The following is a 12174-nucleotide window of genomic DNA, read 5'->3' on the forward strand; positions in this document are numbered from 1 at the left end:
CTCAGCCCAGCGCGGCCTTGAGGTCCTCGACCAGATCGGTCTTTTCCCAGGGGAAGAAGTCGCCTTCCGCCTTGCGGCCGAAATGGCCGTAAGCTGCGGTCTTGCGATAGATCGGCTTGTTAAGCCCCAGATGCGTGCGGATGCCGCGCGGAGTCAGGCCGCCCAGCTTCTCGATCTTGCCGATCGCCGCCTCGATCTTGTCGTCGCCCACCGTGCCGGTGCCGTGCGTATCGACATAGAGCGAGAGCGGCTTGGACACGCCGATGGCATAAGCCAGCTGGATCGTGCACTTGCTGGCCAGGCCCGCCGCCACGATGTTCTTGGCGAGATAACGCGTGATGTAGGCCGCCGAACGGTCAACCTTGGTCGGGTCCTTGCCGGAGAACGCGCCGCCGCCATGCGGAGCCGCGCCACCATAAGTGTCCACGATGATCTTGCGGCCGGTCAGGCCGGCGTCGCCGTCCGGGCCGCCGATCTCGAAGCTGCCGGTCGGGTTGATGTGATACTCGGTCTCGTCGCTCAGCAGCGCGGCGGGCAACACGTCGGCGACCACCTTCTTCACATAGGCCTTGAGCTCGGCTTCCTTTTCGCCGGCATCATAGCCCTTGGCATGCTGGGTGGAGACGACGATAGCGGTGCAGGCGACCGGCTTGCCGTTCTCGAAGCGCAATGTAACCTGGCTCTTGGTGTCCGGCTCCAGGAAGGGCGCGGCGCCTGAGTGGCGGTCGGCGGCCATGCGCTCGAGGATCTTGTGGCTGTAATCCAGCGTCGCCGGCATCAGGTCCGGCGTCTCATTGCAGGCATAGCCGAACATGATGCCTTGGTCGCCGGCGCCCTCATCCTTGTTGCCGCTCGCATCCACGCCCTGCGCGATATGTTCGCTCTGGCCGTGGAGATTATTCTCGAAGCGCAGCGTCTCCCAGTGGAAGCCCTCCTGCTCATAGCCAATGTCCTTGACCGTCTGGCGGACCGTGCGTTCGATTTCCTCCAGCGCGCCCGGCGCCCACTGGCCATTCTCGTACACGCCCTTGCAGCGGATCTCGCCGGCCAGCACCACCAGCTGCGTCGTCGTCAGCGTCTCGCAGGCGATGCGCGCCTCGGGGTCTTTGGAAAGAAACAGGTCGACGATCGAATCGCTGATCTGGTCGGAAACCTTGTCCGGGTGCCCCTCGGAAACCGATTCAGACGTGAAGAGATAGCTGGAACGCATGGGAGATCGTGACCTTTCTTCTAGCGGCTCTCGTGGCGGAAGTTCGGGGCCGCAGTTCATATAAAGAAATGTTTATGTTGCGCGCTCCTTAGCGAGTGCGCCGGGCGATAGCAACGCCGCTTACGAGCAGCAGCACGGCCAGACCGACCGGCAGCAGGTTGCCCAGCCGCGCAAACAAGGTGGGCGCAAGCGGCGCGGGCAGGGGGGCCTCAAAAGCACCCGCCTGCTGGAAGGGGATGGACCGGACGACACGCCCGGCGGGGTCGACCAGCGCCGAAATGCCGGTGGGGGTCGAGCGGATCACCGACAGCCCCTCCTCGATCGCTCGCAGCCGTGCCTGCGCCAGATGCTGCGGCGGGCCCCAGCTACCGAACCACGCATCATTGGACGGGTTGAACAGGAAATCGGGACGATTGGCCCGGTCGACCACCTGCCCGGAGAAGATGATCTCGTAGCAGATCTGCACGGCCATCCGCAGCTTGCCGCGCGCCTGTCCGCCATCCGGCGTCGCGGGCAGATCGAGCGTTCGCGGCCCCGGTCCGGGCCAGAAGTCGACGCTGCCCGGTACGAGCCGCGAGAGGCCGATCGCCTCCAGCACTGGCCGCATGGGAAGATATTCGCCATAAGGAACGAGGTGCGCCTTGTCATAGCGCCCATGCAGGTCCCCGCGCGCGTCCAGCACCCACAGGCTGTTATTGGCGCCCTCCAGAACCTGCGTATCCACCACGCCGCCCTGCTCGTGGAAATGATATTTGTCGCCGCCGAGCATCAGCAGATCGTCCATCCCCAGCAGCGAGGCGATCCGCCCGCGCCAGCGTGGTTCCATATCCAGCACCGCTGGTACGGCTGCCTCCGGCCAGAAGATCAACGCAGGCTTGCCGGACCGCAGCATGGTCAGCTCCGCCAAACGGCGGAAGTTCAAGATTTCAAGATTGGCGTCGTACTTCTCGTTCTGATTAATATTGGGCTGCACCACATGGATATTGGCAAGGTCGCCAGACTGGCCGTTTGCGCCGATATAGCTCGCCCGCAGCAGCCCCAGCCCAGCCACCAGCGCCAGGCCGACGATCATGATACCTGCCGGCCGCCATTGCCGGTGCGCCAGCCACCACAAGGCCGCCGCTGCGAGCATGGCGACCAGACCAAGACCATAAGTGCCGATGGCGATGGCCGTCTGCTCCACGCCGGTGCCCAGCCAGATCACCCCGAGCGGGTTCCAGGCAAAACCCGTGAACAAACTCGCGCGCAGATATTCGGTCAGCAACCAGGTCGTAGCGAGAAACAGGGCGAAGACCTGCGGCCGGCCACGCCCGAGCGTCCAGCCGATCAGGGCGGCCATCGCCGGATAAACCGCCAGATACACCGAGAGCAGGCCAACCGCTGGATAGCCCAGCCAGGCCGGCATCGAATCCTGAAAGGTGAAGGCATGGGCAATCCAGTTGAGCCCAAGCATGAAATGCCCGAGGCCGAACAGATAGCCGATCCGTCCTGCGCTCTTGCGGTCCGGCGCCGCCCAGATCAGTTGCATCACCAGCGCGAGCATGATGAGCGTCACCGGCCACAGCCCGAGCGGCGCGAAGCCAGTGGCGGAGAGCAGCCCGGCAAGCAGGGCCGTCACCCCCGGCCTGCGCGCCAAGAAAGCGGCACCGGGCCGGGAAAGCGCGTGGAGGCGTGTCACGCCATCACACCAGATACTTGACCAGCACGAACCCGCCGACGCCCAAAGCGCCGACAATCGCCGTGATCAGCCCGAAGTGCCGGTCGATAAAGGCCTTCATCGGCTCTCCGAACTTCCACAGCAAACCTGCGACCAGGAAGAAGCGCGCAGCCCGCGAAATGATGCTCGCGATCACCAGCACATAAAGGGGCATCCCGGTGGCGCCCGCCGCGATGGTGATCACCTTGAAAGGCAGCGGCGTGAAGCCGGCCAGCAGCACGATCAACCAGCCTTGCTCGTTGAAGCGTTGCGCGAAATGCTCGAATTCCGCCGTCAGACCATAAAAATCGAGGATCGCCCGCCCGATCGTATCGAACAGGAACATACCAATGACATAACCGAGCAGCGCGCCAAGCACGGACGCCACGGTGCAGATCAACGCGTATTGAAAAGCCTTGTGAGGCTTGGAAAGGCACATCGGCCCCAGCAGCACGTCCGGCGGAATCGGGAAGAAGCTGCTTTCCATGAAGCTGATGCCGAACAGCCAGCGCGGCGCGGTGCGATGCCCGGCCTTCTCGAGAGTCCATTCATAGATGCGACGCAGCATTGGCGCTCCCCGGCGGTGTCAGGCTGCCTGCGCCTGCCCGCCCCCGCTGCGTTCGTCAAGCACTGCCCACCGCAAGGCAGGCGGCGAACATCAGCAAACCGGCGAAGCGGTTGGAGCGAAATTTGACGAGCGGGTCATTGCCATCCTCGCGCAAGGTCCCGACCTGCCAGCCGAACTGCACCGCCAGAGGCGCCAGGGCCATGAGGGAGAGCCAGCTCGGCACGACTTGCCAGAGCGCGCCGCCCCACAGGAGCAGGGACAGGACAAAGCAAAGCCCCACGCCCACCCGCACATGCCGACCCATCGCCAAGGCGCTGGAGCGGATGCCGACCAGCGCGTCATCCTCCTTGTCCTGCAGGGCATAGATGGTGTCATAGGCGATCACCCAGAAGAAGGCGCCGCCATAGAGCAACAGGCCTGCCGCGTTCATGCCCCCGCTGATCTCGACCCAGCCGACTAGGGCGGCCCAGGTGAACACCAGCCCCAGCCAAGCCTGCGGCCACCAGGTAATGCGCTTCATGAACGGATAGGCCGCGACCAGCGCAAGGCTCGCCAGCGCCACGACCTGCGCCTGCCAGCGCAATTGCAGCAGCACGATCAACCCGATGAAGCACAGGATGAGCAACCACGCCCAAGCCGCCTTCAGCGACACAGCGCCGCTGGCGATGGGCCGATTGGCGGTCCGCGCCACCTTCGCGTCGAGGTCGCGGTCCACGATATCATTGTAGACACAGCCAGCGCCCCGCATCGCGATGCTGCCAATCAGGAACCAGAGCAGCATCGTCCAGCGCTCGGGCACCCCACCGGCAAGCGCTATCGCCCAGGCGCCGGGCCAGAACAGCAGCCACCAGCCGATCGGCCGGTCGAACCGCGCCAGCAGCGCATAGGGCCGTGCCGCAGCCGGGAGCAGGCGCAAGAAACCCTGCGCTTCGGTATCCGGCACATATTGCGGCTCGCTGCGCTCCATCGCCTTGCTAGTCCCTGTTGCCTTGATGGTCGCCCCACCCCTGCGCCAGGAGCGACCATCCGATCAACCCCTCGTCGAGCCGGACCTCCTCTTCCGCCACCTCCTGGCGGCCTCTGCCCACGTGCCTTGAGCGGCCACCGTTCGTTTCGAGCGAAGTCGAGACACACCCCTCGACCTACGCCATGCTGTCGAGGGTCTCGACTTCGCTCGACACGAACGGAATTGAGGCGTTGCCGAGTCAACGGACGATGCACTAGGGCAATGCTCATGCCCGCCACTCCCGCCTGGCCACCCAAATCTACGCCGCGCCTGTTCGTCGAGACGGCGCTCGGCGAGCAGGTTGCCGTGCCGGTCGAGGGCAACAGCGCTCATTATCTGATTTCAGTGATGCGCCTCCGCGAGGGCGACACCGTCCTTCTCTTCGATGGCCGCTCGGGCGAATGGAGCGCCACCGCCGAGCAGGTCCGCAAGCGCGATCTCGTCCTGCGCTGCGCGGCGCAGACGCGGTCGCCAGAGAGCGTGCCGGACTTCTGGCTCTGTGTCGCCCCGATCAAGAAGGGCCGGATCGATCTGGTCGCCGAAAAGGCCTGCGAACTGGGCGTCGCGCGGCTCGTCCCGGTGCGCACCGAGCGCAGCATCGTCGACAAGGTCAACGGCGAGCGGTTGCACGCCCATTTGGTCGAGGCCGCAGAGCAATGCGGCCGCACCGCGCTGCCGGAACTGGCCGACCTCACCACCCTCCCCGCCCTGCTCGCCGACTGGCCGGCTGACCGCGCCCTGTTCTTCGCGGACGAGACGGGCGGCGAGCCGATGACCACGAGCTTTGCGGCGAACAGCGGCCCGGCCGCCCTGCTCATCGGGCCGGAAGGCGGCTTCACCGAGAAGGAGCGCGCGCTGATCCGCGCGCATGCGGCCGCCCGCCCCATCTCCCTTGGCCCGCGAATCCTCCGCGCCGAGACCGCCGCCATCGCCGCCACGGCCTGCTGGATGGCGCTCAACGGTGACTGGACAAGTTTCGAATCGAAATGAATTTGCGCGGGCGCGGCAAACCTCTTATGGGCGCGCCGATGCAGGGCGAGGACCGGATCAGGCAATGAGTACACGCAAGGAAACGGCGGGCGAAGATCCGATCATCGAGTCTCGCAGCCAGCTCATCAGCCTGTTCCAGGATGGCGAAAAGCCTGCAGATCGCTGGAAAATCGGCACCGAGCACGAGAAGTTCGTCTACCGCCTCGCAGACCACCGCGCCCCCTCTTATGATGAGCCCGGCGGCATTCGCGATCTGCTCGATGGCCTGCGCACGTTCGGTTGGGAACCGGTCGAGGAAGGCGGCAAGGTCATCGCGCTCTCGGGCAGCGATGGCACAATCAGCCTTGAGCCTGCCGGCCAGCTCGAACTCTCCGGCGCCCCGCTCGACAATCTCCACCAGACCTGCGCCGAAACCGGACGGCATCTGGAACAGGTCAAGGCCGTCGGCGACAAGCTCGGCCTCGGCTTCCTCGGCCTTGGCATGTGGCCGGACAAGACACGTGCTGAACTGCCGATCATGCCCAAGGGCCGCTATGGCATCATGCTGCAGCACATGCCGCGCGTCGGAAGCATGGGCTTGGACATGATGCTGCGCACCTGCACCATTCAGGTCAATCTGGATTATTCCAGCGAAGCGCGCATGGTGAAGATGTTTCGCACCAGCCTCGCGCTCCAGCCGCTGGCGACGGCCCTGTTCGCCAATTCGCCGTTCACGGAGGGCAAGCCCAACGGCTACCTCTCCTATCGCAGCCACATCTGGTCGGACACCGATCCGCATCGCACCGGCATGCTGCCCTTCGTGTTCGAGGATGGCTTCGGTTACGAGCGCTACGCCGACTACGCACTCGACGTACCGATGTACTTCGTCTTCCGCGACGGCAAATATATCGACGCCGCCGGCCAGAGCTTCCGCGACTTCCTCGATGGCAAGCTGCCCGCCCTCCCCGGCGAGCGACCGACCATGGGCGACTGGGAGGATCACCTCTCCACCGCCTTCCCGGAAGTGCGCATGAAGAGCTTCCTCGAAATGCGCGGCGCCGATGGTGGCCCGTGGAACCGCATCTGCGCCCTGCCGGCCCTGTGGGTCGGCCTGCTTTATGATGACGGCGCGCTCGATGCCGCCTGGGATATGGTGAAGGACTGGACGATGGAGGAGCGCGAGACCCTCCGCACCGAAGTCCCCCGCCTCGCCCTTGGCGCGCCCGTCCCCGGCGGCCGCACCCTGCAGGACATCGCCGGCGAGGTCCTCGCCATCGCCCGCGCCGGCCTCACCGCCCGCGCCCGCCTCAACAGCATCGGCGAAAATGAAGGCGGTTACCTCTCCGCGCTGGACGAAGTCGCCGCCACCGGCCGCACCCACGCCGAGCGCCTGCTGGATCGCTACAATGGCGCATGGGGGGGCGACATCACGAAGGTCTACGGCGAAGAGAGTTTTTGAGGGGGGTCAGTTTAAAACCCCCGAGCGCTCATTCTCACCCCCGTCATTCCCGCGAACGCGGGAATCCAGATCGGCGTTGGGTCTAAGCGATAGCGCGCAACTGGATTCCCGCGTTCGCGGGAATGACGAAATCAAAACCGAACCCTCACCCCTCCCTGGGCATCCGGTTCCACGCATCCAGTGCCGCAATTTTGTAAGCCTCGGCCAGCGTCGGATAATTGAACGTGTTCTCGATAAAATAATCGATCGTGCCTTTGAGGTTCAGCACCGCCTGGCCGATGTGGATCAGCTCCGTTGCGCCCTCGCCGATGATGTGCACGCCAAGCAGCCGCCGCGTCTTGAGCGAGAAGATCATCTTCATCAGCCCTGAATCCAGCCCCATGATGTGCCCGCGCGAGGTTTCACGAAAGCGCGCGATCCCGCATTCATAGGGAATCTTTTTCGCCTTCACGTCCTGCTCACTCATGCCGACCGTGGAAATCTCCGGCACCGCGTAGATGCCATAAGGGAAATAGGCCGGCGCCGGCGGCATCGGCAGATCGAAGGCATGGCACGCCGCGATCCGTCCCTGCTCCATCGAGGTCGAGGCAAGGCTGGGAAAGCCGATCACGTCGCCCGCCGCGTAGATGTGCGGCACATCGGTCTGGAAGGTCTTGGGATCCACCTTCAGCCGGCCGCGATTGTCCACCGCCAGTCCGCAATGCTCCAGCCCGAGCGTATGCGTCGCACCCACCCGCCCGGCCGCGAACAGCATCATCTCGGAGCGGATCGCGCGCCCGTCTTCCAGCGTGGTGACGACGGCTCCGCTCGCATCCTTGGCCACGTTGGTGACCTTGGCGCCCAGCCGGATGGTCATGCCCCGGTCGCGCAGCTGATGGATGAATTCCTCGATGATCTCCCGGTCGATGAAGTCCAGGAATGTCTCGCGCGGCTCGATGAGCGTCACCGCCACATCCAGCGCTGAGAAGATCGTCGCATATTCGATGCCGATGACGCCCGCGCCGATCACCACCAGCGAGCGCGGCACGCGCGGCGCCTCGATCAGCACGTCACTGTCCAGCACGATATCGTCATCGAACGGGATATTATCCGGCCGGAACGGCGCAGTGCCGACCGCAATCAGGATCCGCTCGCCGCGCACCCGCAATTCGCTTTCGTCCGGCGCAGTGACCAGCAAGGTGTGCGGATCGGTAAAACGAGCAAACCCCTCCAGCGTGCGCACGCCATTGCGCTGGAACTGGTGCTCAAGCACGTCCACCTCATGCTCCAGCGTCTTGTCGATCCGGTGATCGAGATCGCTGCCGCCAATGTCCTTCTTCACCCGGTAGGAGCGGCCGTAGAAGCCGCGCTCGCGCCAGCCGGTCAGATTGAGCACGGTCTCCCGCAGCGTCTTGGAAGGAATGGTGCCGGTGTGCACGGACACGCCGCCGACACGCTTGCGCCCTTCCACCACCAGCACCGATTTACCGAGCTTGGCGGCCTGCACCGCTGCCCGGCGCCCGGCCGGCCCACTGCCGATCACGACGAGATCATAAACATCCATAATGGCGCCCCCCGCTGCCTGACAGGCTGCCTGCCTGTCCAACCGCCTTCCAAGGGACATCCTCTCGAAGCGATGATGGTGGTGCATTTCCGGCGCCTTTGCAATGTTCTCTCCAAGGCGGCAGGGCCTAGCCTCAAATGGCTTAGATTTGATTTACCATCACTCCGTCTCCGGCGTCTCCTCGTGAGCGCCGTGGCCGCGCAGTGCAATCCACGTCGTCCTGACCTCCGGGGACTTACTTCTCCGCCCCATGCCCCCTATACTGAAGACCGGCCTTGAACCGGCGGTGTTATATCGCAATATTACACCCCAAGGAGACCCAGATGGCGACCAGCGCGACGACGACCCAGGACAAGCTCGATCTCACCCCACCCGAGGTGGTGCCCAATGTGACGGCTGAACGCGCTGCCGGCCTCGTGCCGCTGGAAGATGAGAAGAAGAGCAAGCTCGACGAAAAGGTCGATGCCTTTGTCGAGGAACTGGCCGCGCTCGACGCCAATTCCCCCGAGTTCGGCGCCAAGGTCGATCAGATCACCAACATGGGCCGCAAGGAGATTGCGGAAGCTGCCGGCCACTCCAACCGCTTCCTCGATCGCCCGGTGCGCGCCATGGACGCGGACAGCAATGTCGGCACCGACCTTGCCGAGTTGCGCCGTGTCATCGAGGATCTCGATCCCGGCAAGCGCGGCAATCTGCTCGCGCCGCGCAAGCTCTTCGGCATCATCCCGTTCGGCAACAAGATGCGCAACTATTTCGACAGCTACAAGTCGAGCCAGACGCACATCAACTCGATCCTCGGCAGCCTCGCCAGCGGCAAGGACACGCTGATCAAGGATAATGCCGCCATCGATGTCGAGCGGCAGAACATGTGGGCGACCATGGGCCGGCTGGAGCAGATGATCCACATCGCCAAGGCCATGGACGCGCGGCTCGAGCAAAAGGCCTTCGAGCTGGAGACGACCGATCCGGCCAAGAGCAAGGCCATCAAGGAGAGCGCGCTGTTCTACGTGCGCCAGCGCACCCAGGACCTGCTGACGCAAATGGCGGTCACCGTGCAGGGCTATCTGGCGCTGGATCTGGTTAAGAAGAACAATGTCGAGCTGGTGAAGGGCGTAGACCGTGCGAGCACGACCACCGTCTCTGCCTTGCGCACGGCAGTGACCGTGGCGCAGGCACTGGCCGGGCAGAAGCTGGTCCTCGATCAGATCACCGCGCTTAACACGACGACGGCCAACCTCATCGATTCGACGGGCGAACTGCTCAAGACCCAGTCGGCGCAAATCCATGAGCAGGCGGCCAGCAGCACAATCCCGCTGGAGACGCTGCAGCGCGCTTTCCAGAATATCTACGACACCATGGACAATATCGACACCTTCAAGCTGAAAGCGCTGGAGAATATGAAGACGACGGTGAACACGCTCAGCACTGAAGTCGAGAAGTCGAAAGGCTATATTGCGCGCGCGGAGGGTCAGGCCCGCGCGCAGGCAGCGGTGACCAGCGGCCAGTCTCCGCTGACGGCAATCGAGTAACAGGGCCGCCATGCCCAGCGAAGTCGACGAAATCGTCCAGCGCGCCAATGAGTTGATTGCGCGGACCAGCGAGCGCTACCGCCATACCGGTCGCAAGATCGCCCGGATGCAGCGCGACTGGACGCGGCGGCTCAAGCGCATGATCCTCGCGGTCGCTGCCGTGCTGGTGGGCGCGGCGATTGCCGGGTTCGTGCTGGGTGGCATCGGCACCACGGGCGTTCTGCTGGTCATGGGCCTGCTCATCGCCTGCCTCGCTTTCGCGTTCATCTCCACCGAGCCCCGCGTCATGGAGCCGGAACGGCTCGCGCAGGCGGACCTCAAGACGCTTCCGCAAAAGACCGAGATCTGGCTCGACAATCAGCGTCGCGCGCTCCCGGCGCCCGCCATCCCCATCGTCAACGCCATCGGCAACCGGCTGGAGACCCTGGCACCTCAGCTCGCCAAGCTCGACCCCCGCGAGCCTGCCGCCGTCGAGGTCCGGCGCCTGCTCAGCGACCATCTGCCGGAGCTGGTTACCGGCTATCAGTCGATTCCCGAACCGCTGCGTCATGTCCCTCGCAACGGCCGCGTGCCGGACGCGCAACTGGTCGAGGGCCTCTCCGTCATCGAGCAGGAGATCGCGCATGTGACGGCCCAGCTCGCCGATGGCGATCTCGACAAGCTCGCGGTTCATAACCGCTATCTTGAGCTTAAATATCAGGAAGCCCGCCAACTCGGCGAATAACGCCGGTCGCTCCGCGCCACGCCCGCTATGAGGCGGTTTTTGCGACAGAAAAAGCCTGTTCAGACTTGAACAGCCGTCTCGGCTTGCTACATTGGATGTGCGGGCCGGGCCCCTCTGGCGAGCAACGACGTTCCCCCTGCGTCAGCTCGTGATGTCGGACCGCATCGGGTGACACCGGTGCGACGTCTGGCACCCCCATGCAGACAAGATCATCGCCCGGTTGTCACCCGAGTTTTGGAAACCTTCCAACGGAGTGGCATATGTCCAAGCATATCTTCAGTCTCCTTGATCGGCACCAGAAGCTCGATGAAGCCCTGCGCTTTGAACAGCGGCAGCGCGCGCCGGATTTCGGAAAGCTGCAGCGACTCAAGCGCCTCAAGCTGGCGGTCAAGGACCGGCTGGCCTTGATGGCGCGCCGGCGCCACCTCGTGCCGAGCGACTGATCTCCCTCGATTGTCGCGAAATGCAGTCGCGGCGCCCGGCGTTTATGCGCGTCGGGCGTCCTTTTTTTGAGCCAGCGGCACGCGCTGGCTCTGGCCGAGCCACAGCTTCACGGTCAGCTCGCCGCCCGCCAGCGTATCCACCTGCTCCAGCGCGACCCCCGCCGCGGCGAACCATGCCCTAATCTGCTCATCGGAAAAGCCCAGCCGGCTATGGGCGTCGCGCGTTCGCAATTCCTCCCGCTCATGCGGCGCGAAATCGACGATCAGCAGCCGCCCGCCCGGCCGCAAGGTGCGCGCGATCTCGGCGATGACCCGCTCGGGCGCCTGCGCATAATGCAGCACCTGATGTAAAATCGCCGTGTCGGCCGATCCATCCTCGATGGGCAAGGCACTGAAATCGCCGGCCAGAAAATGCACCCGGTCGGCGATGTCGCGCGGCAGCTTCCCGCGCGCCAGCCGCAGCATTTCGGCACTGCGATCGATCGCCAGCACCTGCTCGGACTGCGCGGCGAACAGGGTCGCGATCCGCCCCGTCCCCGTGCCCACATCGAGCAAGCGGCCAAGCTCGTGCGTCTTGAGCATCGCCAGCATGGCCGCTTCCACATCGGCCTCCGGCACATAGAGCGAGCGCTGGGCGTCCCATTCCTCGGCATGGCTCGCGAAATAATCCTCGGCCGCGCGCGCCCGCTCCGCCCGAACGGCCGTAAGGCGCGCCTGATCCGCTTCGATCCACAGCCGCTCGCTTGCTGAGGGTGCTGCCGCGTCAAGCAGGGCCAGCAATGCCGGCGTCTCCTGTCCCCCGCACAGACGCAGGAACACCCAACTGCCTTCCTTCCGGCGTTCCGCCAGCCCGGCCTCCACCAATATGCGGACATGCCGGGAGACGCGGGGCTGGCTCTGCCCGACGACGAGCGCGACTTCGCCCACCGCCAGTTCCATCTCACGCAGAAGATGCACGATCCGCAGTCTCGTGGGATCGGCAAGAGCGCGGAAAAGATCGAGTTGTCCCAGCATCGCCCGGCTGTCT

The 12174-nt window shown here is 64.7% G+C and carries 11 protein-coding genes; 5 read left to right on the top strand and 6 right to left on the bottom strand.

Translation table 11 applies throughout. The annotated features are described in order from the left end of the window. Position 1: 1 nt before the first annotated feature. The 4 genes from metK to ubiA all read right to left on the bottom strand — a co-directional run bounded on the left by metK (position 2) and on the right by ubiA (position 4441). Positions 2-1210 carry a methionine adenosyltransferase gene (gene metK, locus M2332_RS06415; RefSeq protein ID WP_181560377.1) on the bottom strand — a complete coding sequence of 403 codons (1209 nt, stop codon included), beginning with the start codon at positions 1208-1210 and terminating at the stop codon, positions 2-4. Positions 1211-1298: 88 nt separating this feature from the next. Next, entirely contained in the window at positions 1299-2846 is a 1548-nt protein-coding gene (lnt, locus tag M2332_RS06420; RefSeq protein ID WP_264573399.1) for an apolipoprotein N-acyltransferase, read from the bottom strand. A gap of 46 nt (positions 2847-2892) precedes the next feature. Further along, positions 2893-3474: a YqaA family protein gene (locus M2332_RS06425; RefSeq protein ID WP_264573400.1), complete on the bottom strand. Its 582-nt coding sequence runs from the start codon at positions 3472-3474 to the stop codon at positions 2893-2895. A 55-nt stretch (positions 3475-3529) separates the two neighbouring features. Continuing rightward, a complete protein-coding gene (gene ubiA, locus M2332_RS06430) occupies positions 3530-4441 on the bottom strand; it encodes a 4-hydroxybenzoate octaprenyltransferase (protein ID WP_264573401.1) in 912 nt (303 codons plus the stop codon). A gap of 267 nt (positions 4442-4708) precedes the next feature. Here ubiA and M2332_RS06435 point away from each other — a divergent pair, with 267 nt between their 5' ends. Continuing rightward, a complete protein-coding gene (locus M2332_RS06435; protein WP_264573402.1) occupies positions 4709-5470 on the top strand; it encodes a 16S rRNA (uracil(1498)-N(3))-methyltransferase in 762 nt (253 codons plus the stop codon). Positions 5471-5534: 64 nt separating this feature from the next. Beyond that, complete coding sequence (locus M2332_RS06440; RefSeq protein WP_264573403.1) at positions 5535-6908, top strand: glutamate--cysteine ligase; 1374 nt, start codon at positions 5535-5537, stop codon at positions 6906-6908. A 145-nt stretch (positions 6909-7053) separates the two neighbouring features. Here the strand turns inward: M2332_RS06440 and sthA are convergent, their stop codons facing one another. Then, on the bottom strand, positions 7054-8451 hold the full coding sequence (sthA, locus tag M2332_RS06445) for a Si-specific NAD(P)(+) transhydrogenase (protein WP_264573404.1): 1398 nt from the start codon (positions 8449-8451) through the stop codon (positions 7054-7056). A gap of 323 nt (positions 8452-8774) precedes the next feature. Here sthA and M2332_RS06450 point away from each other — a divergent pair, with 323 nt between their 5' ends. The 3 genes from M2332_RS06450 to M2332_RS06460 all read left to right on the top strand — a co-directional run bounded on the left by M2332_RS06450 (position 8775) and on the right by M2332_RS06460 (position 11147). Beyond that, on the top strand, positions 8775-9980 hold the full coding sequence (locus tag M2332_RS06450; protein WP_264573405.1) for a toxic anion resistance protein: 1206 nt from the start codon (positions 8775-8777) through the stop codon (positions 9978-9980). A gap of 10 nt (positions 9981-9990) precedes the next feature. Then, a complete protein-coding gene (locus M2332_RS06455) occupies positions 9991-10704 on the top strand; it encodes a hypothetical protein (protein WP_264573406.1) in 714 nt (237 codons plus the stop codon). Between the two features lie 260 nt (positions 10705-10964). Then, on the top strand, positions 10965-11147 hold the full coding sequence (locus tag M2332_RS06460; protein WP_181560385.1) for a DUF465 domain-containing protein: 183 nt from the start codon (positions 10965-10967) through the stop codon (positions 11145-11147). A 42-nt stretch (positions 11148-11189) separates the two neighbouring features. Here M2332_RS06460 and M2332_RS06465 read toward each other — a convergent pair whose 3' ends face one another. Further along, positions 11190-12161 (bottom strand): ArsR/SmtB family transcription factor, encoded by a 972-nt coding sequence (locus M2332_RS06465; protein WP_264573407.1) that lies wholly within the window; start codon positions 12159-12161, stop codon positions 11190-11192. Between the last annotated feature and the right edge of the window lie 13 nt (positions 12162-12174).

Origin of the sequence: Sphingobium sp. B11D3A, assembly GCF_025961695.1 — a bacterium.
GTDB lineage: Bacteria > Pseudomonadota > Alphaproteobacteria > Sphingomonadales > Sphingomonadaceae > Sphingobium.

What these genes read in the sequence shown, in the direction of transcription:
- metK (WP_181560377.1), bottom strand. Translation starts at nt 1,210, where the DNA reads ATGCGTTCCAGCTATCTCTTCACGTCTGAATCGGTTTCCGAGGGGCAC.
- M2332_RS06425 (WP_264573400.1), bottom strand. Translation starts at nt 3,474, where the DNA reads ATGCTGCGTCGCATCTATGAATGGACTCTCGAGAAGGCCGGGCATCGC.
- ubiA (WP_264573401.1), bottom strand. Translation starts at nt 4,441, where the DNA reads ATGGAGCGCAGCGAGCCGCAATATGTGCCGGATACCGAAGCGCAGGGT.
- M2332_RS06435 (WP_264573402.1), top strand. Translation starts at nt 4,709, where the DNA reads ATGCCCGCCACTCCCGCCTGGCCACCCAAATCTACGCCGCGCCTGTTC.
- M2332_RS06440 (WP_264573403.1), top strand. Translation starts at nt 5,535, where the DNA reads ATGAGTACACGCAAGGAAACGGCGGGCGAAGATCCGATCATCGAGTCT.
- sthA (WP_264573404.1), bottom strand. Translation starts at nt 8,451, where the DNA reads ATGGATGTTTATGATCTCGTCGTGATCGGCAGTGGGCCGGCCGGGCGC.
- M2332_RS06450 (WP_264573405.1), top strand. Translation starts at nt 8,775, where the DNA reads ATGGCGACCAGCGCGACGACGACCCAGGACAAGCTCGATCTCACCCCA.
- M2332_RS06455 (WP_264573406.1), top strand. Translation starts at nt 9,991, where the DNA reads ATGCCCAGCGAAGTCGACGAAATCGTCCAGCGCGCCAATGAGTTGATT.
- M2332_RS06460 (WP_181560385.1), top strand. Translation starts at nt 10,965, where the DNA reads ATGTCCAAGCATATCTTCAGTCTCCTTGATCGGCACCAGAAGCTCGAT.
- M2332_RS06465 (WP_264573407.1), bottom strand. Translation starts at nt 12,161, where the DNA reads ATGCTGGGACAACTCGATCTTTTCCGCGCTCTTGCCGATCCCACGAGA.